This window comes from Bradyrhizobium liaoningense (assembly GCF_018130825.1).
GTDB classification, from domain to species: Bacteria; Pseudomonadota; Alphaproteobacteria; order Rhizobiales; family Xanthobacteraceae; genus Bradyrhizobium; species Bradyrhizobium liaoningense_B.
Genome location: NZ_JAFCJS010000001.1, coordinates 1,386,110 through 1,408,353, shown reverse-complemented (window position 1 = coordinate 1,408,353; position 22,244 = coordinate 1,386,110). Strand labels below are relative to the sequence as shown.

Below are 22,244 nucleotides of genomic sequence, written 5' to 3'. Positions count from 1 at the left end.
TTGAGCGCTGTTCGTGCCCTTCCGTTATCCCTGCCTGCTCATGCAGCATCGTCGCAAGCCGTTTCACCTTGCCGGTAGCCAGTCGGCATGCCATCCTCCCGCAGCCAGGCATAATCAAACGGAGGCGGGGCGTTTCGCCCAAGCTCTCCAAAAAATCTTGGTTGGGGAAACCCTTGGGAGGTCTGATTTCATGACATTGAAGCAGGTCACGGGGCTGCTTTGCGCGGCCGCGATGTCCGTTGCGCTCGTCTCGGGCGCAACGGCGCAGGACAAGGTCGTCAAGATCGGCGCGATCCTGCCGATGTCCGGCGGCACGGCCTCGATCGGCGCGCACGCCAAGGCGGCGCTCGAGGTCGCCATGGACATCATCAACAACGCCCATCCGGAACTCGGCAGCCTCCCACTGGCGAAGAACGCCGGCCTTTCCGGCCTCGGCGGCGCCAAGGTTGAGGTGGTGTTCGCCGACAACCAGGGCAGCCCGGCGACGGGGCAGAACCAGGCGCTGCGGCTGATCACCGAAGAGAAGGTCGCCGCGATCCTCGGCGCCTATCAGTCCGGCATCACGCTGACCTCGAGCGCGATCGCCGAGAAATACGGCGTCCCGTTCCTCACCCCGGAATCGGTTGCCGCCAATCTCACCGAGCGCGGCTTCAAATGGTTCTTCCGCACCACGCCGATCGCGCCGGACTTCGTCCGCATCTATGACGAATTCCTCACCGACATGAAGGCGGCCGGCGCCAAGACCGACAGCATCGCGCTGGTTCATGACAACACCGAATACGGCACCTCGGTCGCGAGCACGATCGCTTCCGGATTCAAGGCGAAGGAGCGCAACGGGGTCATCGACATCGCCTATGCAGTCAACGCCACCGACGTGCAGGCCCAGGTGCTTCAGCTCAAGGAGAAGAAGCCCGACGTCGTGCTGATGATCAGCTACACCTCGGACGCGATCCTGTTCGCCAAGACCATGCAGTCGCTCGACTACAAGCCGCCGCTGCTGCTCGCGGACGATGCCGGCTATTCCGATCCGTCCTTCATCAAGGCGGTCGGCAAGCTCTCGCAAGGCGTCTTCAACCGCTCGTCCTGGGCGGTGGGTCCGTCCGGATCGCCGTCCGCCATCATCGCCGACATGTACAAGAAGAAGAGCGGCGAGGAGATGGACGACACCGTCGGCCGCCAGATGCAGGGCTTCTTCGTGCTGGTCGACGCCATCGATCGTGCCGGCTCGACCGATCCGGCCAAGATCCAGGCCGCGCTGAAGGCGACCGACCTCAAGCCGGAGCAGCTCATCATGGGCTACAAGGGCGTGAAGTTCGATGACAAGGGCCAGAACATCCTGGCCTCGGCCTACATCATCCAGCTTCAGGACGGCGAGAACTACGTCTCGGTGTGGCCGAAAGCCAATGCCCAGAAGGCGCCGATGCTGCCCTACAAGGGCTGGTGATCATGCGAAGGCGGGACCTTAAGTCCCGCCTTTTTCACAAGGCCTGGTAGAGCAGCGCAGCTCATGTCCTTCGTTCTCGTGCAGGTGATCGTCGGCGGCCTTCTGCTTGGCGCCGTCTACGCCCTGTTCTCCTCGGGCCTCACGCTGGTGTGGGGCATGATGAACATCGTCAATTTCGCGCATGGCGACTTCGTCATGCTCGGCATGTACGTCGCCTATGTCGTCTACACCTTGATGGGAGGAGGGCCGCTGCTCGGCGCTCCGCTGGCGACGCTGGTGCTCGCCACGCTCGGCATCGTGGTCTATTTCGGCCTGATCCGCGACATCATGAAAGGGCCGATGCTGGCGCAGATACTCGGCACCTTCGGCCTCGCGCTGCTGCTGCGCTATTCCGTGTTCTGGTGGTTCGGCGCCAACTTCCTGTCGATGCCGCCGAACATCGTGGGCGGCACCTATGCCTTTGCCGGCCTGCGCATCGAGGCCTCGCGGCTGCTGGCGGGCGTCGTCGCGCTCCTGGTGACGCTCGGCCTGCATCTGTTGCTGACCCGCACCTCGCTCGGCTCGAAAATGCTGGCGGTGGCGGAGGATCAGACCGCGGCCCAGCTGATGGGCATCCGGCCCGACACCATGCAAGCGATCGCCTGGGCGATCGCGGCCGGCGCCACTGGGCTGGCCGGCGCGCTGATCGCGAACTTCTTCTACATCGTGCCGACCGTCGGCGAGACCCTCGGCATCGTCGCCTTCGTCACGGTCTCGCTCGGCGGTTTTGGCAGCGTGCCGGGTGCTCTCGTTGCCGGCCTGTTGATCGGCGTGATCGAATCTCTGTCCGGATATCTCATCGGCGCGATCTACAAGGACATCGTCGTCTACGTCCTGTTCCTGTTCTTCCTCTGGTTCCGGCCGCAGGGCCTGATGGGGAAGATGTGATGCGGCGCTGGATCTGGCTCTCGGTCGTCGCAGCCTTTGCGATCGCCTATCCGCTGCTGCTGTCCTCGCCGTTCCAGCAGCGCCTCGGCGCACTGGTGCTGCTCTATGCGATCGCGGCCTCGGCCTGGAACATCGTCGGCGGCTATGCCGGGCAGGTGTCGGTGGGGCATGTCGTGTTCTTCGGCTGCGGTGCCTATGCCGCGATGGGCGCCTACGCCAAATTCGGCCTGTCGCCGCTGTTCGGCATTCCCGGCGGCATCGTGCTGGCGGTCGGCCTCGCCGCGATCGTCGGCGTTCCGACGCTGCGGCTGTCAGGCCATTATTTCAGCATGGCAACGATCGCGGTCGCCGAAACGATGCGGCTGATCGTGACCAACACCGAATGGCTTGGCGCGGCCGTCGGTCTCTCCGGTCCGACGGTCCCACGCAACATCTTCGATCTCTCGTTCCTGTCGGCGCTGCCGTATTACTATCTCTTCCTCGCCGTTCTCGCGATCACGCTTGCGATCACCTGGTGGATGACCAACAGCCGGATGGGATTTTACCTGCGGGCGATCAAGGATTCCGAGCGCGCCGCGCGCTCGCTCGGCGCGCCCGCGAGCCGCACGAAACTCTACGCCTACATGCTGAGCGCGGCACTGACCAGCGTCGCCGGCGCGCTCTATGCGATGATGTTCGGCTTCGTCGATCCCGAGTCCGGGCTCGGCATCCTGATCTCGGTGAAGATCCTGATCATGGCCGCGCTAGGCGGGGCAGGGCTGCTGTTCGGACCGCTGGTGGGCGCTGCGATCCTGGTGCCGCTGGAGGAGATCTCCAACAGCTGGCTCGGCGGCAAGGGCGCCGGCCTCACCTTCGTGGTCTACGGCGCGATCATCGTGCTGATCGCGCGCTTCCAGCCGGGCGGGCTGCTCAGCCTGCTCAACCGCCGCGCCAAGCCAAAGACCGACGCGGGAGCCGGCCATGCTCCTTGAAGCACGCGGCATCACAAAAGCGTTCGGCAGCTTCAAGGCGGTGGACGATGCCTCCGTGACCCTGGAGCAGGGCGACATCCTCGGCCTGATCGGCCCGAACGGCGCCGGCAAGTCCACCTTCTTCAACTGCCTTACCGGCGACCTCAAGACCACCTCCGGCCGCGTGCTGTTCGAGAGCAGCGACATCACCGACTTTACGCCGGAGCAGCGCGCTGCCCTCGGGCTCGCACGCACCTTCCAGGTGCCGCAGACCTTCGAGGGCATGACGGTGCTGGAGAACGTCATGATCGGCGCCTTCCTGCGCACCGCGCACCGCAAGGAGGCCGAGACCAGGGCACGCGCGGTGCTGGAGCGCGTCGGCATGAGCCGCCTTGCGGAGGCGCCGGCGCGCTCGCTCGGCACGCCCGGCCGCAAGCGGCTGGAGATCGCACGGGCGCTGGCGACCGAGCCAAAGGTGCTGCTGCTCGACGAGGCCATGGCCGGTCTCAACGCGCATGAGGTGAGGCTCGCCATCGATCTCGTCCGCGACATCCACCGCTCCGGCATCACGCTCGTCATCGTCGAGCACATCATGGAAGTGATCATGTCGCTGGCGAGCCGCGTGATGGTGTTTCACCAGGGCAAGGAGATCGCGCGCGGCAGCCCACGCGAGGTCACCTCCAATCCGGCCGTGATCGAAGCCTATCTCGGAAAACGCGCCGCGAAGGCCGCCGCCGGGCATACGCCGGTCGAGCTGATGGGCGGGCCGGACCTATGAGCGGGGCGCTTCTCAGGATCGAGCATCTCGATGTGCGCTATGGCGACCTCATCGGCGTTTCCGACGTGTCGCTGGAGGTGCCGGAGGGCAGCGTCGTCGCGCTGCTCGGCTCCAATGGCGGCGGCAAGACCACGACGCTGAACGCGATCGCCGGCCTCATTCCCGTACATGCCGGCTCGATCAGCTTTCGCGGCGAGGAGATCGCGGGACAGAAGGCCTTTGCGATCGTCCGCAAGGGCCTTGCGCTGTCGCCGGAGGGCTGGCGCCTGTTCGTCCAGCAGAGCGTCGAGAACAACCTGATGTTAGGTGCGACGCCGCTGCACGACAAGTCGCGTCAGACGACGCTGCTCGAACGCGTCTACGAGGTCTTCCCGCGCCTGAAGGAGCGCCGCAACCAGCGCGCCGGCACCATGTCGGGCGGCGAGCGGCAGATGCTCGCGGTCGGCCGCGCGCTGATGAGCGATCCGAAGCTGCTCATGCTGGACGAGCCGTCGCTCGGCCTCGCGCCGGCTGTCGTCGAGTCCATGTACGAGACCTTCGGCCGCCTGCATCGCGAGGGCCTGACCATCCTGCTCGCCGAGCAGTCGATCGAGCTCGCGCTGGAAGTCTCGGACTTTGCGACGGTGCTCCAGGTCGGCAAGAGCGTGCTCTCGGGCACGGCGGCAGCGCTCGCGGAAGATCCGCAGGTGCAGAAGGCTTATCTCGGCGTGGATTGATCGATCTCCGCCTGAAGCAGCAGCGACAGGTGTGAGCAAATGATGCTAGGCTTGCGCAGCTCGCGAGGCCACCGGGAGATTGCATCGTGTTCTCAGACGCGCGTGGCTTCGATGTCGGGACCGCCAGACATCTTTTGAAGCAAGCGCGGAGGGCGAAGGCGTCGCTTATCTCGAGGAGTTCGTCGCGAAAGGCTCGGTCATGGCCATGATCGAGATGGCCGAACATCTGGGTGACGAGGGAGATCAGTCCGCCAGCCTGGCGTTGATGGGGCGAGCCGAGGCATGCGTCGCCGACGATGACTTCGAGGCGCGACTTTATCTTGCTGGCGCCTGGCGAAGAGGGCTCGGCGCTGGGACGGCCAAGGAACGGTACTTCAGGGCCTTCGATCTGAAGGAGCGCGTTGCGGAGGCGGGCCATCTGGGGACCATTCGAGAGATGATCGCGAACTACTCTCATGGCCTCAACGGCGCGTCGAGAGACAGCGAGCGCGCCATCTACTGGCTCAGAAGGCCGCAGCGCTCGAGGATGCGGAGGCGAAGCAGATCCTTCGCGAGGAAGGACTGTCATAGCTCCGCCTGAAGCAGCAACTACAGGCAGCCGGCGAGCCGCGTTTCCATCTCTTTCGACCGAAGCAAGGGGCGTCGCTGCATCCGCGCCGTCATTGCGAGCGTAGCGAAGCAATCCAGACTGCCTCCGCGGAAAGATTGCTGGATTGCTTCGCTACGCTCGCAATGACGAGATGAGAGAGGCGCGCACTCCAACGGGAAACGGGAGCAGCCCTTACTTGATCTTGTCGTAGGCCGCCGCGAAATCGCCGAGCGGCATCGGGATCGCGATCGTCTCCTTGGCCATGTTCTGGAACGAGACCTTCAGCTGCTTGCCCGACCGCAACGCTGCGAGCAGGTCCGCTGCGATCGGTGTCGAGGCGTAGCAGCCGCGGTTCTCGCAGGTCTGGATCTGGAGATCGGCCGTCTTGCCCTCGTCGACCTGGAGCTTGGCGCCGACGGGAAGGTTGAGGCCGAGCGGCAATTGCAGCAGCGCGATGGGCGTGCGGGTGTCGGGCGCGATGCGGATGTTGATCAGGACGACGGTCTGGCCGGTCTTGGTCAGCACCGCGTTCTGCTCCATCGCGCATTCGAGCGGTGCCTCGCGACTGGCGCTGGTGCAGCGGACGATCCAGCCGGGCTGTCCGGGAGCACCTTCAGCCTGCGGCTGCGTCGGGGCAGGCGTGGGCTGCGCCGCGGGAGCAGCATTCTTCTTGGCGCCCTGCTGGGCATGCGCGGCGCCCGTCGACAACAGGAGGGCAGCGGCGAGGGCGACAAGTCTGGATTGCATGGGCATGGCGAAACCGCGTTGGCGTGAACCGGGGGTCTCGCTGTAGCGTCGCGGGAGCCGCGGCGCAAGCTTACTCGGCGGCTTGCTTGACGCTGCCGTGCTCGTGCGTCTCGTGGCCTTCGCCGTCACCCGTACGGCCCCAGCCCGAGAACCAGTTATTGAGCTCATCGAGATAGAGATAGACGACGGGCGTCGTGAACAGCGTCAGCGCCTGGCTGACGATCAGGCCGCCGACCATGGCGTAGCCGAGCGGCTGGCGGATCTCCGCGCCGGTGCCGTGGCCGAGCATCAAGGGCACGCCGCCGAGCAGGGCTGCCATCGTCGTCATCATGATCGGACGGAAGCGCAACAGCGCGGCCTGGCGGATCGATTCCTCCGGCGTCTTGTGCTCGTCGCGTTCGGCGGCAATCGCGAAGTCGACCATCATGATGCCGTTCTTCTTCACGATGCCGATCAACAGGATGATGCCGATCAGCGCGATCAGGCTGAAGTCGAAGCCGGCCGCCATCAGGATCGCGAGCGCGCCGACGCCGGCCGAGGGCAGGGTCGACAGAATCGTGATCGGATGGATGTAGCTCTCGTAGAGAATGCCGAGGATCAGGTACACCACGACCAGTGCCGCGAGGATCAGGAGCGGCACGGTGCCGAGGGACTGCTGGAACGCCTGCGCGGTGCCCTGGAAGCTCGAATTCAGCGTCGGCGGTGCGCCGAGCTCGGCCATCGCCTTTTGCACGGCCTCGGTAGCCTGGCCGAGCGCGACGCCCTGCGCGAGGTTGAAGCTGATCGTGATCGCCGGGAACTGGCCCTGGTGGCTGATCGAGAGCGGGCGGACCGGATCGGTGGTCCAGGTCGCAAAGGTCGACAGCGGCACCTGGTCGCCGGTCAGCGGCGATTTCAGATAGAGCTTGTTCAGGCTGTCGAGATTGCCCTGCAGCTCCGGCAGGATCTCGAGGATCACCTTGTAGGTGTTGAGCTGGGTGAAATACTGCGTGACCTGCCGCTGTCCGAAGGCGTCATAGAGCGTGTCGTCGATCAGCTGCGGCTGGATGCCGTAGCGCGAGGCGGTGTCGCGGTTGATCTTGAGCTGGACCGTGGTGCCCTGGGTCTGCTGGTCGGTGGCGACGTCACGCAGCTCCGGCAGCGTCTGCATCTTGGCGAGGATCTTCGGCGCCCAGTCGTTGAGCTCGGCGAGATCGGCATCCTGCAAGGTGAACTCGAACTGCGTGCGCGTCGGCCGGCCGCCGAGCCGGACGTCCTGGGCCGCCTGCATGTAGAGGCGGGCGCCGGACACCTTCTCGAGCTTGGGACGCAGCCGCGCGATGATCTGCTGCGCCGAGGCCTCGCGCTCGTTGCGCGGCTTCAGCGTGATGAACATGTTGCCGTTGTTGCCGGCGCGGCCGCTGCCGCCGATGTTCATCGCGATCGTGGCGACGTCGGGGTCTTCCATCACGATCTTGCCGAGCTCGACCTGGCGCCGCTGCATCTCCTTGAACGAGATGTCCTGCGAGGCTTCCGAGGTCGCGGTGATCAGGCCGACGTCCTGCTGCGGGAAGAAGCCCTTCGGGATCAGGACGAACAGGTAGATCGACAGGCCGAGCGTGGCGAAGAAGATCGCGAGCGTGGTGCGCCGCCAGGCCAAGGCATGATCCAGCACATATTCGTAGCCGCGCAGCATCGCATCGAAGGCGCGCTCGCTCCATTGATAGAAGCGGCCGTGCTGCACCTCGCCATGGGCGCGCAGGAAGCGCGAGGCCATCATCGGCGTCAGGGTCAGCGACACGAACATCGAGACGAAGATGGTCATCGCCAGCACGACGGCGAATTCGCGGAACAGGCGCCCGATGATGCCGCCCATCAGCAGCAGCGGGATCAGCACCGCGACCAGTGAGATGCTGATCGAGACGATGGTGAAGCCGATTTCCTTGGAACCGCGGAAGGCCGCCGCCATCGGCGATTCGCCTTCCTCGATATAGCGGGTGATGTTCTCCAGCATCACGATGGCGTCGTCGACGACGAATCCGACCGCGATCGTGAGCGCCATCAGTGACAGGTTGTCGAGGGAATAGCCGACGACCCACATCAAGGCGCACGCGCCCAGGAGCGCCAGCGGAACCGTGACGGTGGGGATGACGGTGGCCCAGAAGCTGCGCAGGAAGATGAAGATGACCATGACCACGAGGGCGATGGTCAGCAGCAGGGTGAACTGCACGTCCTCGACCGCGGCGCGGATCGTCGTGGTGCGGTCGCTGATGAGCTCGATCTTGATCGCCGGCGGGATCGCCGCCACGAGGCGGGGCAGGGTCGCCTTGATCCTGTCGACGGTCTCGATGACGTTGGCGCCGGGTTGCTTGAAGATCACCAGGAACACGCCGCGCTTGCCGTTGGCCCAGGCCGCCTGCTTGGCGTCTTCGGCGCCGCTGACCGCCTGGCCGATGTCGCGGATGCGCAAGGGGCCGCCGTTGCGGTAGGCGATGATGACGTCGTTCCAGTCCTTGGACTGGGTGAGCTGGTCGTTGGCGTAGATGGTGTAGGCGCGTTTCTCGCCGTCGATGTTGCCCTTCGGACTGTCGACCGTGGTGATCGCGATCTGGCTGCGCACGTCCTCCATCGACAGGCCCTTGGCGACGAGCTTCGCCGGGTCGACCTGGATGCGGATGGAGGGTTTCTGCTGGCCGCCGATGAACACCTGCGCAACGCCGGAGAGCTGGCTGATCTGCTGGGCGAGCTGGGCGTCGACCGCGTCGCTGACGGTGGTCAGGGGCAGTGTCTCCGACGTCGCCGACAGCAGGAGGATCGGCGCGTCGGCCGGGTTGACCTTACGGTAGGTCGGCGGCGAGGGCAGGTTCTTCGGCAACTGGCCGCTGGCGGCGTTGATGGCGCCCTGCACGTCGTTGGCGGCGCCGTCGATGCTGCGGTTGAGGTCGAACTGGATGGTGATCGACGCCGTGCCCAGATAGCTCGTCGAGGTCATCTGGGCGATGCCCGGGATCTGGGCGAACTGGCGCTCCAGCGGCTGGGCCACCGACGAGGCCATCGTCTCGGGGCTGCCGCCCGGCAAATTGGCGGTGATCTGGATCGTCGGGAAGTCCACCTGCGGCAGCGGCGCGACCGGCAGCAGCGGATAGGCGACGAGACCGACGAAGAGGATGCCGGCCATCAGCAGCGAGGTGCCGATGGGATAACGGATGAAAGGTGCCGAAATCCCGCCCTCGGTCATTCCCGTCGTACCTTGTTCTGTCCCGGATCCGAACTTGCCACCGCCGTCGAGACGAGGCTTCCGGGCTGCACCTTGAATTGACCGCCAGTGATCACCTGCTGCCCGGGCGTGAGCCCTTCGTCGACGACCGAATGGCCGTCGATGGAGTAGCTGACCTTGATCTTGTGCACTTCGGCCTTGTTGTCCTGATTGACGGTGTACGCGTAGAGGCCGTTGGTCGAATGCTGGACCGCGTCATCCGGAACCACGGTCGCATCCTTCAGCGTCCGCACCAGAAGGCGCGTCGACACCGACTGTCCCGGCCACAACGCGTGGTCCTTGTTGTCGAACACCGCCTTGAGCCGAATAGTCCCGCTGGTGGTGTCGACCTGGTTGTTGATGACCGCGAGCTTGCCCTCGGCCAGCGTCTTCTTGCCGTCGGTGGTGAACGCGATCACCTTGAGCGCGCCGGCCTTCTGGCCTTCGCTGATGTAGGGAAGCTGGTCTTCCGGCGCGGTGAAGATCACCGAGATCGGCTCGACCTGCGTGATCGTGACGATGCCGGTCTGTGTCGAGGCGTTGACGATGTTGCCGACATCGACCTGGCGCAGGCCGGCGACGCCGGTGATCGGCGCCTTGACCTGGGTGTAGTCCAGCTGGGTCTGGGCGTTGGCGATTGCGGCCTCGTCGGCGGCGATCTGGGCGGTGAGCTGGGCGACGGTGGAACGCTGGGTGTCGACCCGCTGTGCGGTGGCGAATTCGCCGAGCTTCATGGCGCGCTGGAGCTCGAGATTGGCATTGGCCAGATTCGCCTCGTCCTGCGCCTTCTTGGCCTTGGCCTGGTCGAGTGTGGCTTGATAGGGGCGGGGGTCGATCGAGGCCAGAAGCTCGCCCTCCTTGGCGATCTGGCCTTCGGTGAAGGCGATCTTGTCGATCTGGCCGTCCACCCGGGTGCGGACCTGGACGGTGTTGAAGCCCTGAACCGTGCCGAGACCGGTCAGATAGACCGGGAAGTCGACCTTCTGGACCGGCGCCACGCTCACGGGAATGGCGGGCGCGCGGGGCGGACCTTTCTGCGCTGTCTGGGATTTTCCGGCGTCCGGCGAGCCGTATTTCTGCCAACCATAGTAACCCGCGGAGGCCACGGCCGCGAGGATCAGAATCCAGAGGATCGGCCGTGTTTTTTTCATGTCGGCTCGTGTCGGCTCTTGTGCCCTAGCTTACGAATTTTGGGGCAATCATTGGGTTCCAGGGCGCTTGTATAATACACGCCAAGTTCCAGTGTAAACAGCACTATCCGGTGAGAAATCTAAACAATTGGAAAGCTTTGCACCGTCTAGGCAACTCACTGGCGCGCCGGTGTGCAGTGCTGCATTTTCCCACTGCGGGCGATCAGCGAGTAAGAATAAGGCAATGCTCGCGGGGGATGCGGCGGGACCGGCGCAGCACCCCGGTCGGGCCGTGCGGATGCACATGATGCAAGAACGGTTCTAAATCGCGCTGGTCGCGTTTCGGTTGTCAGGAAAATCGGCATCGTCCATATCGGCGCCGCCACAATGGGAGCGCAGGATGGACGAGTTGAACGGCAAGCTGATCGCGTGCCAGATTCTGATCACGGGATTGATTGCGCGCGTTGCCAACGAGCAGCGCGATCCCTTGCGCTTCCTCACGGACTTCCGCGACGAGATCAAGGCCGTGGTCAATGGCGTCAACATCGCCGGCATGGACAACACCGATCGCGTGCGTGCCGTCGCGCAGAAGACTGTGGACGAATTGTTCTCGCTGATGAAGCCGCCGAGCAGCGATTGATGCTGTGAGCATCGCCGCCGATTTGGCGGTATTTTTCGCGAACGTTTTAGAACGAGTCCAAGTATATCTTTAGAACCGTTTCAAACTTCAGTTTAGAATCGTTTTGATCTGGACTTATTCAAAGGTTCTCGCGGCCTGCCCGCATTGACCCACTATTTTGCCGCCGATACCAACAGCCCGATCGCTCGTCGAAGTGAGTGAGCGAACATGAAGATGGGGCGTGTTGTAATGGGGCAGGTGGTCGCACCGAAGTCGTTGCGTTCGGTCGCAGCATTCGATCCGGTGGATGAAAAGTCTTCGGGTATTTCCGGCAAGAAGGTCTCGGCCGTCGCGAGCTTGATCGCCGTGGCGTCGGTCTCGAGCGGCGCAGAGGCGCAGCAGTCGAACCTGCCGCCGGTGACGGTCGATGCTCCGGTGCAGCGGCCGCGTCCGACGGCGTCGAAGCCGACACCTGACCAGGTCCGCGCGCGCAACGCGCTTCGCCGCGCCGCGCAGCGCCAGCAGGCGGCGCAGACGGCTGCTCCCGCCGCACCGGCCGGCGAGGTGGACCGCAATCCCTATTCCGATCCGGCCGCGCCCTACAAGGTCGACCACGTCCAGGCTTCGGGCAAGTTTCCCGAGCCGATGCTGAACACGCCGAAGACCATCACGGTGCTCAGCAAGGAGGTGCTCCAGGACAAGAATGCCACGACGCTGAAGGAGATCGGGCGATCGACCGCCGGTGTGACGCTCGGCTCGGGTGAAGGTGGCAACGCGTTCGGCGACCGCTTCTTCATCCGCGGCTTCGACGCGCGCAACGACGTCTTCATCGACGGCATTCGCGATCCCGCGGTCTCCATCCGCGAGAATTTCTTCACCGAGCAGATCGAGATCCTGCGCGGCCCGGCATCCTCCTATGCGGGCCGCGGCACCGCCGGCGGCGCCATCAACATCGTCACCAAGCAGGCCGGCGATCGCAACTTCCAGCGCATGGATACCGAGTTCGGCACCGACCGGACCAAGCGCGTCACGATCGACGTCAACCAGGTGGTCGATCCGACCTTCTCGGTGCGCACCGGCGGCCTGTTCCAGGATGCCAATGTCGCAGGCCGCGATTACGTGACCGACAATCGCTGGGGCACCTTCCTCTCGACCAAGTACACCCCGACCAACGACATCAAGATCACGACGAACTACGTCCACACCGACCTCAGCGGCCTGCCGGATTTCGGCGTGCCTTATTACAAGCAGGGCAACGTGCCGGTGACGTCGGCGGGCATTCCGCGCGGCAACTGGTATGGATTCCTCAACCGCGACTTCCAGACTGCGCGGCAGGATTTCGGCACCGGCACGATCGAGTACAAGGTCAACGAGGCCATCACCCTGACCAGCAAGGTGCGCGGCGAGCACTCACTCTTGAACTATATCGGTACGCTGCCGCAGAACCCGAATACGATCAGCGGCAATCCGATGGCTTGGACCACGACGGCGAGCGCGCAGAGCCGCTACCAGAACGTGGACGTGTGGGCCAACCAGAACGAGGCCACGTTCAAGCTCGACACCGGCGGGGTCAAGCACACCGCGGTGTTCGGCGTCGAATATACCAACGAGAATATCTCGATCGACCGCTATGCGGGTCTCGCGTCGGAGTTGGCCGGCAACGCTTTCACGAGCACCGGCGCCGTGACGGGGGTCAATCTCTACTCCCCGCAATACACTAACATCCCCTTCGGCACGCCCTCGCTGGTTGGAAACCCGACGCGCTATGGCGTCAACACCAGCAGCGTCTATGTGATGGACACCGCGAACTGGCAGGACACCGTCATTCTGAATGGCGGCGTCCGCTATGACGGCTACAGCCAGAGCTCGTCCACGAACTCGGCCTGGCTCAAGCAGAACAACGATCTCGTCAATTACAACGTCGGCGCGGTCTACAAGCCGATGTCGATCGGCAGCGTCTATGTGGCCTATGCGACCTCGGCCAATCCGTTCGGGTCGGAGCTCGATGCGACCGGCACCGATTACGGTGGCATTCCGGCCAACACGGCCATCCTGCTGGGGCCCGAGCGCAACAAGGCCGCCGAAATCGGCACCAAATGGGAGCTGGCGGATCGTCACCTGCTGGTCAGCGCAGCGCTGTTCCAGACCACGAAAGACAACGCGCGAGAGACCGTCAACAACCTGCTCACTTCGGGCGCGGCCTACAGGATCCAGGGCATCGACATCGAGGCCGAGGGCAAGATCACCGATCGCTGGAGCATCTTCGGCGGCCTGGTGCTGATGCAGTCGAAGGTCACGCAAAGCGGCATCGCCTCCAACATCGGCCTGCAGCTTGCCAACGTCGCCCATCAGTCGTTCAGCATGCTGAGCAAGTACAAGTTCGACGACGGCTGGGAGATCGGCGGGCAGGCGGTGTACCGCTCGAAGGTCTATGGCGGCACGTTCGCGGCCAACACCGGCAACGAGCTGCCGAGCTACTGGCGCTTCGACGCCTTCGTCGAGAAGAAGATCGACAAGAACTGGAGCATGAGGTTCTACGCGCAGAACCTCACCAACAAGCTGTACTACGACACGCTCTATCGCAGCGCGGTGCCGTTCGTGGCCGTCGCGCCGGGACGGGCGTTCTATCTGACCACGACAGCGAAGTTCTGATCATGTTGACGTGCCTGCCTGGCATCCTGAGCAAAGATGATGTGGCGGATTTCCGCCGCATCATGGATGCCAGCGCGTGGGAAGACGGCCGCTCCACCGCGGGCTCGCAGTCGGCCATGGTGAAGCGCAACGAGCAATTGCCGCCGGACAGCGAGGTCGCGCGCAAGCTCGGCAACCGCATCATCTCGGCACTGACGTCGAACCCGCGCTTCATCGCGGCGGCGATCCCGCTCCAGATCTTCCCGCCGCTGTTCAACCGCTACGCGGCCGACAGCGGCCACCATTTCGGCCTGCATGTCGACAACGCGATCCGCGGCGACCGTCTGACCGGCCTTCGCATCCGCACAGACCTGTCGGTGACGCTGTTCCTGGCCGAGCCGGAGGAATACGACGGTGGCGAACTTGTGATCGAGGACACCTACGGTTCGCACGAAGTCAAGTTGCCAGCCGGCGACTGCGTGCTCTATCCCTCGACCAGCCTCCATCTCGTCACGCCGGTGACGAGGGGAACGCGGGTTGCGTCTTTCTTCTGGCTTCAGAGCATGATACGGGACGATCAAGCCCGGAGCATGATCTTTGACCTCGACACCGCGATACAGGCGCTGGTGGAACGGCTCGGGCGTGACGATCCCGAAACGGTCAAATTGACGGGTATCTATCACAACCTCATTCGCTACTGGGCCGAAGTATGAAGACCATGACCTTCCAAGCCAGCCTTGCCGCAGCCGTCCTTCTGGCGGCCGCCTGGCTCGCATCGCCTGTTTCTGCCCAGACACAAACCCAGCCGGCTGCGCCGGCAGCGGCCCAGTCGAAGGCTCAGCCGGCCGCGCCCGCTCCGGCGGCAGCACCGTCGGCAACGGCGCCTGCGGCTGCGCCCGTCACCGCGCCCGTGGCGGCGCCTGCGGCTCCCTCGGCCGCCACGGCTCCGTCGGCCACCACGGCTCCCACGGCCGCCGCACCGACGGCGGCGAAGTCCGACGTCGTATCCGCTACCCCGGCCATGAAGGAATTGTCGCCCTGGGTGATGTTCATGTCGGCGGACGTCATCGTGAAGGCGGTGATGATCGGGCTCGCCTTTGCATCGCTCATGACCTGGACGGTCCTGATCGCGAAGTCGATCGAGCTGTCGGTCGCCTCGGCCAAGCTTCGTTCGGCGCTGAAGAAGGTCGCGGAGGCGCGCTCGCTCGCCGAAGCCCAGATGGCGCTCGGCGCCAAGGAGGGCATCCTGCCATCGTTCCTGGCGGCGGCCCTGCGCGAGGCGCGGATGTCGGCCGGCCTGTCCAGCGATGCCGGCATCAAGGAGCGCGCAGCCTCGAGCTTCCAGGAGATCGTGCGCGCGGAGGCGCGGCGCATCCGCATCGGCATGGGCGTGCTCGCGACCATCGGCTCCACGTCGCCCTTCGTCGGCCTGTTCGGCACGGTCTGGGGCATCATGAACAGCTTCATCGGCATCTCGAAGTCGCAGACGACCAACCTCGCCGTGGTCGCGCCCGGCATCGCCGAGGCGCTGCTCGCCACCGCGATCGGTCTCGTCGCAGCCATTCCCGCCGTCATCATCTACAATCACTTCTCGCGCGTGACGAAGGGCTATCTCGAACTGGTCAGCCGTGCCTCGGGCGCGGCGGGGCGGCTGCTCTCGCGCGATCTCGACCGTAGCCACGGCAGCGTGCATTCGCGCGCAGCGGAGTGAACCATGGCCGTCTCGCTCGCAGACAATGATGACGAGGACGATTTCTCGGAAACGCATGACATCAACGTCACGCCGTTCATCGACGTCATCCTGGTGCTGCTGATCATCTTCATGGTCGCAGCGCCGCTCTCCACGGTCGATCTGCCGATCGACCTGCCGACCTCGAGCGCGACGCCGCAGAAGAAGCCGGACAAGCCGACCTATCTCAGCATCAAGCGCGATCTGACGCTGGCGATCGGAGAGGACTCCGTGCACCGGGCCGAGCTGATCATGACCCTCGACTCCATGTCCGACATGAGCAAGGACAAGTACCTCTTCCTGCGCGCGGATCGCTCCGTGCCCTATGGTGAGCTGATGGGCGTCATGGAGCTGTTGCGCTCCGGCGGCTACACGCGGGTGAAGCTGGTTGCGCTGGAAGGTCCGGCCGGGCAGGCGGGACCGGCAGCCGCGGGCACGGCGCAGCCATAGGGATTGCCATGTCCGACCCCGAGCACGAACCCAGATCATCCCGGAAGCTGTGGATCCTGGCCGCGATCGCGGCGGTCGCGCTCCATGTGGGTGGCGCTGCGCTCGCGCTCGCAAACCTGCAGGCCGATGACGGTGACGAAGGGCTGGGGGCGGCGGGAGCGGAGTTCGCGGTCGAGATGACGTCGCCGCCGGCGCGAGAGACCGATATGCCGCCCGGGCCGACGGACGCCGACGAGCAGGAAGAGCGCCCGGCGCTGCCTGAGCAAAAGGCCGAGGTCAAGGAAACGGATCTCCCCCAGGACCGGCCGCAAGAGGTCGAGGAGGCCGACCGGATCGTCACCGAGAACAAGCCGAAGAAGGAGCAGGACGACGATCCGAAGCTGGCCGCGGTCGAAACGCCGGCCATGGAAGCATCGCAGAAGTCGGTCGCGATGGAGCGGCAAACCTTCGAGGACGCCGCGCGCGAGGCCGAGAAGGCCATGGCGCCGGTGCTCGGCATCGGCAAGGACCTCCTGAAGCTGACGGCCGACTGGAACCGAAAGATCAGCGCGCATCTTTCGGCGCACAAGGTCAATCCGGAGGGCAAGGAGCCCAGTAACCAGACGGCAAAGGTGAGCTTCGCGCTCAACCGGCGCGGCAACGTGCTGTCGGTCGACGTCGTGCAGTCGTCCGGGGATCCCGCCTACGATGCGGCTGCGATCTCCATGGTCCACAAATCCGACCCGTTCCCGACGCCGCCGGCCGCGCTGACCGAGGACCGGTTCGAGCGCACCGTCGAGATCATGTTCAAGCCGCCGGACGAGAAGAAAAAGAAGAAGTCGGCTCAGCGCCAGTAAAACCGGATCCCGACATAGACCACCACCAGGCAGGCGAAGATCAGCGCCACGGGGAGCGGTCGTTTCTGGGTTCCAGCGGCCGTGCCGGCCCCAAAAAAGTTTATCGTCTTCGGTTTCGGCGCCGGGCGCCGGAAGGCGGTAACATTGTCCGCGGCCGGCTCGGCCTGGCGGGGGCGGACATCGGGCGGAGTTCCGCCGCCACCCATTTCGGCATAGTAGGCCTTGTAGATCGCGGCGATGGTGGCCTCGGTGGCCTCGCCCTCGCTCATCCGGGCCAGCAGATTGTTGTAGCTGCTGAGGAACTCCTGGGCCTCCGCAGGCAGCGCGGACGCCCCGTTGAGTTTGGCCATCATCTTCCAGGTGGCGAAATCGGCGCGGGCACGGGTGTCCGCGCGTCGCGCGATCAGCATATCGGCAGCTTTGACCAAGTCGGCCTCTGGCCCTTCGGCTCGTATTCGGGTGTTCTGTTCAACTACGCATTGCCGGTCAGGAAGAGAACAGCCTGAATCACATAACCGGTCAACGTTCGCAGTATTGCTGAAATAACATCAAGATTTAGACCGAACTGCGAGCCCGCGAGCGGCAGCAGGATCAACAGGCCGATCAGGATCAGCATACCGAACGGCTCGAGCCGGGCCAGCGGCAAAGCGAGCGGTCGTGGCAGCAGCCCGACCGCGACGCGGCCGCCGTCGAGCGGCGGGATCGGCATCATGTTGAAGACGGCCAGGATCGCGTTGATGACCAGCGCATTCTTGAGATTGTCGAAGATCCATTGCGCCGACCCTGCCGGCGCCAAGGGCAGCGCGTGAAGGGCGAGAGCCGCCGCGAGCGCCAGCAGGATATTGGTCGCGGGCCCGGCCAGCGCCACCCAGACCATGTCGAGCCTGGGGTTGTTGAGCTTGCGGAAATTCACCGGCACCGGCTTGGCATAGCCGAACAGGAACGGCGAATGCGCGAACAGCAGCATCGCCGGCAGGATCAGGGTGCCGAAGGGATCGATGTGCCTGACAGGATTGAAGCTGACGCGGCCGAGCTGCCAGGCCGTATTGTCGCCGAGACGGTAGGCGACGAAGGCGTGCGCGGCCTCGTGGAAGGTGATGGCCAGGACCAGCGGCAGCACCCACACCGAAAGATCATAAAGGGAAATGTTCACGGCTCGTCTATCCCGGTTTGCTCGCGGCCTTGCAGCCGTCCCAGCCAAACCCGGTCGTGCAGCAACGCTTCAGCTCAACATAGGGTGGCCGGTTCCGGAATGCCACGCTGCAGATGATCCGCCAGCAGGGCCGCCGGACGCGACAGCTTGCGCGCGCAATGGAGGCGGATGTCCGCGGCCGGCAGCGGCGGCAGGCCGTCGCGCTCCGACAGGACGCGCAGGCGGGGCGGCAGGGTGCCGGCTTTCACGACGGTGATCGCAAGACCCTGGGCTGCGATCGCCTCAACCGCTGCAAGCGTCCGGCTGACAAAGACGAGGCGCCAGGGCCGGCCGGCGGCATCGAGGGCGTCCGCAGCCCATTGCCGGAACAGGCAGCCGTGTGGGTAGAGCGCGATGGGCAGCGCGTCGTGCGGTGCCCCGACTGAATATGATGCGGCCGCGGCCCACACCGCCTGCTCGCGTCGCAGCAGCTCGCCGTCGCCGCGTCCCTCCGGGTGCATGGCGATGACGAGGTCATAGGCCTCGCCGAGCCGGGCCGGCATCGTCGCGGTCAGCCCGGTCTCGATCTCGACCCGGATCTCCGGATGGCTTTTGGCGAATTGCGCCAGCAATGGCGGAATGACGATCGTGCCGTAGTCGTCCATCACGCCGAGGCGGACCACGGCTTCGTGCTTGCGCGCGCGGAGCGCATCGACGGCCTCTGCATTGAGGTCGAGCAGCCGCTTCGCATAGACCAGGAGTTCGTCGCCTGCTGCGGTCAGTGCAACGCCGGCGCTGGTGCGTTGAAACAGTTTCGCGCCGAGCCGTTCTTCCAGGCGCCTGATCTGGACGCTGACCGCCGATTGGGTCCGGTTGAGCGCCGCGGCGGCGCGCGTGAAGGAGCGATGCTCGGCGACGGCGGCGAAGGCCTTCAGCAGATCGGGATCGAGAACGGGTGCGGTCATGACGAAAACTTATCCTGGCATGACGGAAATTCCATTCCCTGTTTGGGCGCGCCTCCTATGCTGCTTTCAAGGCATCAACGGGAGCAAGCGTGGGCGAGATTCTTGGCGTTCTGGCCGCCGTGCTGTCGAGCGCGCTGGGCGGGACTTCGATCGGCGCGACGCGCTACCTCGTCGGCAGCATCGATCCGCTGGCGATCGGCTCGTTCCGGTTCGGCATCGGCTTCCTCCTGCTGTTGCCTCTCACGCTGCTGCGCGGCGATCGCTGGCCGGAGCGGGGCGACTGGGCCGCCGCCATCGCGCTCGGCATCCTGTTCTTTGCGCTGTTCCCGATCCTGTTCAACGCGTCGCTGATCTTCACGACCGCCGCGCGCGGCGCGCTCGCTCTGTCGACGCTTCCTCTGTTGTCGCTCGTGATCGGCGCCGCTCTCGGCGCCGAAGCCCTGACCTGGCGCAAGTCGATCGGTGTCGTGGTCGCGACGTCTGGCGTTGCGGTCGCGCTGCTCTCCGACCTCGCCTCGGCGCCGTCAGGCGCCTGGCGCGGTGATCTCCTGATGATGGCGGCGGCGCTGTGCATGGCGCTCTACGGCATCTGGTCGAAGCCGCTGATCCGGCGCTCCGGCCCAATCGCGTTCACGACCATGAGCATGGCGGCGGGCGCGATCTGCCTGATCCTGCTCTCCTGTGTCCGCGGCAGCTTTGCACCGGTCGCCGGCTTCGGCATGCCGCAATGGCTGGCGGCTGCTTATCTCGGTGCCTTCGGCGCAGCGCTGACCTTCTATCTCTGGGCCTTCGCGCTGGAGCGTACGACACCGACGCGCGTCGCGATCTCGGTGACGGTCAATCCGATCACGGCCTCGCTGGTCGGGGCCTGGCTGCTGAACGAACCGCTGCGCTGGAATCTGGCGGCCGGCATCGTCGCGGTGTTCGCCGGAATCTGGATCGCGACGACGACGGGACGGCGCGCTCAGGCGGCGAGGGCGCCTGTGTCAGGCCAGGCCTGACATCAGGCCGGAATCGTTCCCTGATATTGCGTCAGACCGTCATCGAGCTTCAGCCACGCCAGCTTTTCCGAGACCCAGATGTGCTCGGTCGGCGTAAAGGCGTTGCGGTCGTCGAAGGTCGTGAGCGAAACGCCCGCCAGCGTGCCGTTGCGCCGCCAGGCGAACAGCCGCGTGCCGCAGCGCTTGCAGAATACGCGGTCAATGTTCTCGGACGACGCATAGCGTTCGGTCTCGCCCTCGACCGTCAGCGCGCGCTGGTCGAACTGCGCACGGGCGAAATAGGGCGAGCCCATCGCCTTCTGACAGATGCGGCAATGGCAGATGCGGACGTTGAGCGGCTCGCCCTCCGCCTTGAACCGCACCGCGCCGCACAGGCATCCACCTTCCCGGATCATGGCTCAGGCCACCCGCCATTCGCCGACCTGGCGCGCCATGTTCCAGTTGAGATTGTCGAGATCGCCATCCATGTCGGAATTCCTGCGTCTGGTGTTTGTGAAGGCGGCCCAGCAGAAGCCGCCATGGGTTCTGACCGCAATGGTGCTCGTGCCCGGCAGGCTGCCATTGTGCCACCAATTGCCTGACTTGTTGACGCAAAAACCCTTGGCGTAGTCCGGACTGTAGCTGGGCGCGGTGGTCATGACCTCGATGGTGCGCGGCCGCAGGATGTTCGCCGGCTGCGTGTAGCCGTCGACATGCATCAGGAATTGCACGAGGTCCGCCGGCGTCGCGATCCAGCCGCCATGGGAATCCATCCGCCGGACGTTCATGATGTAGGGATTTTCGCTCTGGCCGTAATAGACGACTTCACCGGCCTGGCGCTGCTCGCGGGTGTTGCCGGCAATCGTCATGTCGGTGACGCCGCAGCGCGCCAGGACGTCGGTGCGGACGTGCTCGGCATAGGGCTGGCCAGTGAGCTTCTCGATCACGCGGCCGAGCACGCAATAGCCGAAATTGGAATAGGCGTAGCGCTGGCCCGGCGGCCGCTCGAGCGGCCGGTTGGCGAGCGTCCAGGCGATCAGCTCGGCATGATCCATCCGCGGATGGCTGAACATGGGATCGCGGTTGTCGTTGCTCCAGCCGCCGGCGGTGTGGGTCAGGAGATGCTCGAGCGTGATCTCGTCGATGCCGGCAGAGTAGGGCGGCTGGCCATAATCGGTGCCGAGCAGCGCGCCCGGACCGAACACGCGATCCGTCAGCTTGAGGCGGTTCTGCTCGATCAGGCGGAAGATCGTGACCGAGGTGATCATCTTGCTGACGCTGGCGATCCGGAACAGATTCCGCGGCGTCACGGCCTCGTTCCGTTCGATGTCGGCAACGCCGAACGCGTCCTCATGGACAACAGTGCCGGCATAACCGATCGCAACGGACAATGCCGGCACGCCGTACTTGTCCATGAAGCTGTGCGCGAGCCGTGCCATGGCGCCGCGCTCGGCCGGCGAGGGAGGGCGGATGCTCGGCGGGTTGGGCGCGAGTTGCGCCAGTGTCGTCGATGACAGCAGCGGCAGCGCGCCTGCGCCCGCTGCGAGCTTCACGAAATCCCGACGACCGAATTGCATGATCCGCCCCCTCGGGCGGCCATGCCTCAGTAGGTCGCCCGTCCGCCGGAAATATCAAACACCGCGCCGGTGGAGAAGGCACAATCTTCGGATGCGAGCCAGCTCACCATCGCGGCGAGCTCTTCGACCAGCACGAAGCGCGCCTTCGGGATTTTCGACAGCATGAAGTCGATATGCTGCTGCGTCATCTGGTCGAAGATCGCGGTCTTCGCGGCCGCCGGGGTCACTGCGTTCACGAGAATGTCGTGCGCGGCGAGCTCCTTGCCGAGCGACTTCGTCAGTGCGATCAGGCCGGCCTTCGAGGCCGAATAATGCGATGCGTTGGGATTGCCTTCCTTGCCGGCGATCGAGGCGATGTTCACGATCCGCCCGTATTTCTGCTTGAGCATTTCAGGCACGATCGCCTTGCAGACGATGAAGGGGCCGTCGAGGTTGATGCGCAGCACCTTGCGCCATTCCTCGAGATCGGTCTCCCAGACCGGCTTGTTGACGCCGGCGATGCCGGCATTGTTGACGAGGATGTCGATCTTGCCGAACGCCTTGAGCGTTGCGTCGCGCGCCTCTTCGACGCCTGCGGTATCGGTGACGTCGACCTTGAAGACTTGTGTTTCGCCGCCAACTTCCTTGGCGGTCTTCTCAGCCAGGCCTGAGTCAAAATCCCAGATCGCGACCTTCGCGCCTGATGCAACGAAGCGCGCGGTGATGGCGCGGCCAAAGCCCTGCGCGCCGCCGGTGACGACAGCGACGCGGCCGTTGAGGTCGATCTTGTTCATCGCGAAACCCTCCCTATCCCTCATGGTGAGGAGCGC

Annotated in this window: 22 protein-coding genes; 13 read left to right on the top strand and 9 right to left on the bottom strand. The window is 64.9% G+C overall.

Going from position 1 to position 22,244, the window contains the following annotated elements; all coding sequences use genetic code 11:
* Positions 1-190 precede the first annotated feature (190 nt).
* The 6 genes from JQ603_RS06920 (at position 191) to JQ603_RS06895 (ending at position 5,395) form a co-directional block, all read left to right on the top strand.
* Positions 191-1,444: an ABC transporter substrate-binding protein gene (locus tag JQ603_RS06920; RefSeq protein WP_212337638.1), complete on the top strand. Its 1,254-nt coding sequence runs from the start codon at positions 191-193 to the stop codon at positions 1,442-1,444.
* A 63-nt stretch (positions 1,445-1,507) separates the two neighbouring features.
* A complete protein-coding gene (locus tag JQ603_RS06915) occupies positions 1,508-2,371 on the top strand; it encodes a branched-chain amino acid ABC transporter permease (RefSeq protein WP_212337636.1) in 864 nt (287 codons plus the stop codon).
* On the top strand, positions 2,371-3,342 hold the full coding sequence (locus JQ603_RS06910) for a branched-chain amino acid ABC transporter permease (RefSeq protein ID WP_212337634.1): 972 nt from the start codon (positions 2,371-2,373) through the stop codon (positions 3,340-3,342). The genes JQ603_RS06915 and JQ603_RS06910 overlap by 1 nt, the downstream gene beginning before the upstream one ends.
* Entirely contained in the window at positions 3,332-4,099 is a 768-nt protein-coding gene (locus tag JQ603_RS06905; RefSeq protein WP_212337632.1) for an ABC transporter ATP-binding protein, read from the top strand. Before JQ603_RS06910 ends, JQ603_RS06905 begins: the two co-directional genes overlap by 11 nt.
* Positions 4,096-4,815 (top strand): ABC transporter ATP-binding protein, encoded by a 720-nt coding sequence (locus JQ603_RS06900; protein ID WP_212337630.1) that lies wholly within the window; start codon positions 4,096-4,098, stop codon positions 4,813-4,815. The genes JQ603_RS06905 and JQ603_RS06900 overlap by 4 nt, the downstream gene beginning before the upstream one ends.
* 199 nt (positions 4,816-5,014) lie before the next feature.
* On the top strand, positions 5,015-5,395 hold the full coding sequence (locus tag JQ603_RS06895) for a hypothetical protein (protein ID WP_212337628.1): 381 nt from the start codon (positions 5,015-5,017) through the stop codon (positions 5,393-5,395).
* Positions 5,396-5,596: 201 nt separating this feature from the next.
* On the opposite strand, the gene JQ603_RS06890 is transcribed toward JQ603_RS06895, so the two are convergent.
* The 3 genes from JQ603_RS06890 to JQ603_RS06880 form a co-directional block, all read right to left on the bottom strand.
* Entirely contained in the window at positions 5,597-6,157 is a 561-nt protein-coding gene (locus tag JQ603_RS06890; RefSeq protein WP_212337626.1) for an invasion associated locus B family protein, read from the bottom strand.
* Between the two features lie 64 nt (positions 6,158-6,221).
* Positions 6,222-9,368, bottom strand: a complete 3,147-nt coding sequence (locus JQ603_RS06885) for a multidrug efflux RND transporter permease subunit (protein ID WP_212337624.1) — start codon at positions 9,366-9,368, stop codon at positions 6,222-6,224.
* On the bottom strand, positions 9,365-10,537 hold the full coding sequence (locus JQ603_RS06880) for an efflux RND transporter periplasmic adaptor subunit (protein WP_212337622.1): 1,173 nt from the start codon (positions 10,535-10,537) through the stop codon (positions 9,365-9,367). Before JQ603_RS06880 ends, JQ603_RS06885 begins: the two co-directional genes overlap by 4 nt.
* A 379-nt stretch (positions 10,538-10,916) precedes the next feature.
* Here JQ603_RS06880 and JQ603_RS06875 point away from each other — a divergent pair, with 379 nt between their 5' ends.
* The 6 genes from JQ603_RS06875 to JQ603_RS06850 all read left to right on the top strand — a co-directional run bounded on the left by JQ603_RS06875 (position 10,917) and on the right by JQ603_RS06850 (position 16,781).
* On the top strand, positions 10,917-11,156 hold the full coding sequence (locus tag JQ603_RS06875; RefSeq protein ID WP_025035676.1) for a hypothetical protein: 240 nt from the start codon (positions 10,917-10,919) through the stop codon (positions 11,154-11,156).
* A gap of 228 nt (positions 11,157-11,384) precedes the next feature.
* Positions 11,385-13,787: a TonB-dependent receptor gene (locus tag JQ603_RS06870; RefSeq protein WP_212338239.1), complete on the top strand. Its 2,403-nt coding sequence runs from the start codon at positions 11,385-11,387 to the stop codon at positions 13,785-13,787.
* Positions 13,788-13,789: 2 nt separating this feature from the next.
* Entirely contained in the window at positions 13,790-14,479 is a 690-nt protein-coding gene (locus tag JQ603_RS06865; protein ID WP_212337620.1) for a Fe2+-dependent dioxygenase, read from the top strand.
* Complete coding sequence (gene exbB, locus JQ603_RS06860; RefSeq protein ID WP_212337618.1) at positions 14,476-15,477, top strand: tonB-system energizer ExbB; 1,002 nt, start codon at positions 14,476-14,478, stop codon at positions 15,475-15,477. The genes JQ603_RS06865 and exbB overlap by 4 nt, the downstream gene beginning before the upstream one ends.
* Before the next feature lie 3 nt (positions 15,478-15,480).
* Positions 15,481-15,945: a TonB system transport protein ExbD gene (gene exbD / locus JQ603_RS06855; protein WP_212337616.1), complete on the top strand. Its 465-nt coding sequence runs from the start codon at positions 15,481-15,483 to the stop codon at positions 15,943-15,945.
* A gap of 8 nt (positions 15,946-15,953) precedes the next feature.
* On the top strand, positions 15,954-16,781 hold the full coding sequence (locus JQ603_RS06850) for an energy transducer TonB (protein WP_212337615.1): 828 nt from the start codon (positions 15,954-15,956) through the stop codon (positions 16,779-16,781).
* Here JQ603_RS06850 and JQ603_RS06845 read toward each other — a convergent pair.
* From JQ603_RS06845 to JQ603_RS06835, 3 genes are all read right to left on the bottom strand, one after another.
* Positions 16,769-17,191, bottom strand: coding sequence for a hypothetical protein (locus tag JQ603_RS06845; protein ID WP_212338238.1), 423 nt, complete (start codon positions 17,189-17,191; stop codon positions 16,769-16,771). The genes JQ603_RS06850 and JQ603_RS06845 overlap by 13 nt on opposite strands.
* A gap of 62 nt (positions 17,192-17,253) precedes the next feature.
* A complete protein-coding gene (locus JQ603_RS06840) occupies positions 17,254-17,934 on the bottom strand; it encodes a site-2 protease family protein (RefSeq protein WP_212337613.1) in 681 nt (226 codons plus the stop codon).
* 74 nt (positions 17,935-18,008) lie between these two features.
* Positions 18,009-18,878 (bottom strand): LysR family transcriptional regulator, encoded by an 870-nt coding sequence (locus JQ603_RS06835; protein ID WP_212337611.1) that lies wholly within the window; start codon positions 18,876-18,878, stop codon positions 18,009-18,011.
* A gap of 89 nt (positions 18,879-18,967) precedes the next feature.
* On the opposite strand from JQ603_RS06835, the gene JQ603_RS06830 reads away from it, so the two are divergent.
* The gene (locus JQ603_RS06830) at positions 18,968-19,879 is read left to right on the top strand and encodes a DMT family transporter (RefSeq protein WP_212337609.1); all 912 of its coding nucleotides are present in this window, start codon (positions 18,968-18,970) and stop codon (positions 19,877-19,879) included.
* 2 nt (positions 19,880-19,881) lie between these two features.
* On the opposite strand, the gene JQ603_RS06825 is transcribed toward JQ603_RS06830, so the two are convergent.
* From JQ603_RS06825 to JQ603_RS06815, 3 genes are read right to left on the bottom strand one after another with little or no spacing between them, the layout of a single operon-like run.
* Positions 19,882-20,274 (bottom strand): GFA family protein, encoded by a 393-nt coding sequence (locus tag JQ603_RS06825; RefSeq protein ID WP_212337607.1) that lies wholly within the window; start codon positions 20,272-20,274, stop codon positions 19,882-19,884.
* Between the two features lie 3 nt (positions 20,275-20,277).
* Entirely contained in the window at positions 20,278-21,435 is a 1,158-nt protein-coding gene (locus JQ603_RS06820; protein WP_212337605.1) for a serine hydrolase domain-containing protein, read from the bottom strand.
* 26 nt (positions 21,436-21,461) lie between these two features.
* Entirely contained in the window at positions 21,462-22,208 is a 747-nt protein-coding gene (locus JQ603_RS06815) for an SDR family NAD(P)-dependent oxidoreductase (RefSeq protein WP_212337603.1), read from the bottom strand.
* Positions 22,209-22,244: the final 36 nt, after the last annotated feature.

Coding starts and splice junctions, on each gene's coding strand:
- JQ603_RS06825 (WP_212337607.1), bottom strand. CDS start 20,274: ATGATCCGGGAAGGTGGATGCCTGTGCGGCGCGGTGCGGTTCAAGGCG.
- JQ603_RS06845 (WP_212338238.1), bottom strand. CDS start 17,191: ATGCTGATCGCGCGACGCGCGGACACCCGTGCCCGCGCCGATTTCGCC.
- JQ603_RS06865 (WP_212337620.1), top strand. CDS start 13,790: ATGTTGACGTGCCTGCCTGGCATCCTGAGCAAAGATGATGTGGCGGAT.
- JQ603_RS06905 (WP_212337632.1), top strand. CDS start 3,332: ATGCTCCTTGAAGCACGCGGCATCACAAAAGCGTTCGGCAGCTTCAAG.
- JQ603_RS06915 (WP_212337636.1), top strand. CDS start 1,508: ATGTCCTTCGTTCTCGTGCAGGTGATCGTCGGCGGCCTTCTGCTTGGC.
- JQ603_RS06815 (WP_212337603.1), bottom strand. CDS start 22,208: ATGAACAAGATCGACCTCAACGGCCGCGTCGCTGTCGTCACCGGCGGC.
- JQ603_RS06910 (WP_212337634.1), top strand. CDS start 2,371: ATGCGGCGCTGGATCTGGCTCTCGGTCGTCGCAGCCTTTGCGATCGCC.
- exbB (WP_212337618.1), top strand. CDS start 14,476: ATGAAGACCATGACCTTCCAAGCCAGCCTTGCCGCAGCCGTCCTTCTG.
- exbD (WP_212337616.1), top strand. CDS start 15,481: ATGGCCGTCTCGCTCGCAGACAATGATGACGAGGACGATTTCTCGGAA.
- JQ603_RS06885 (WP_212337624.1), bottom strand. CDS start 9,368: ATGACCGAGGGCGGGATTTCGGCACCTTTCATCCGTTATCCCATCGGC.
- JQ603_RS06895 (WP_212337628.1), top strand. CDS start 5,015: ATGGCCATGATCGAGATGGCCGAACATCTGGGTGACGAGGGAGATCAG.
- JQ603_RS06875 (WP_025035676.1), top strand. CDS start 10,917: ATGGACGAGTTGAACGGCAAGCTGATCGCGTGCCAGATTCTGATCACG.
- JQ603_RS06900 (WP_212337630.1), top strand. CDS start 4,096: ATGAGCGGGGCGCTTCTCAGGATCGAGCATCTCGATGTGCGCTATGGC.
- JQ603_RS06880 (WP_212337622.1), bottom strand. CDS start 10,537: ATGAAAAAAACACGGCCGATCCTCTGGATTCTGATCCTCGCGGCCGTG.
- JQ603_RS06820 (WP_212337605.1), bottom strand. CDS start 21,435: ATGCAATTCGGTCGTCGGGATTTCGTGAAGCTCGCAGCGGGCGCAGGC.
- JQ603_RS06920 (WP_212337638.1), top strand. CDS start 191: ATGACATTGAAGCAGGTCACGGGGCTGCTTTGCGCGGCCGCGATGTCC.
- JQ603_RS06835 (WP_212337611.1), bottom strand. CDS start 18,878: ATGACCGCACCCGTTCTCGATCCCGATCTGCTGAAGGCCTTCGCCGCC.
- JQ603_RS06890 (WP_212337626.1), bottom strand. CDS start 6,157: ATGCCCATGCAATCCAGACTTGTCGCCCTCGCCGCTGCCCTCCTGTTG.
- JQ603_RS06850 (WP_212337615.1), top strand. CDS start 15,954: ATGTCCGACCCCGAGCACGAACCCAGATCATCCCGGAAGCTGTGGATC.
- JQ603_RS06870 (WP_212338239.1), top strand. CDS start 11,385: ATGGGGCAGGTGGTCGCACCGAAGTCGTTGCGTTCGGTCGCAGCATTC.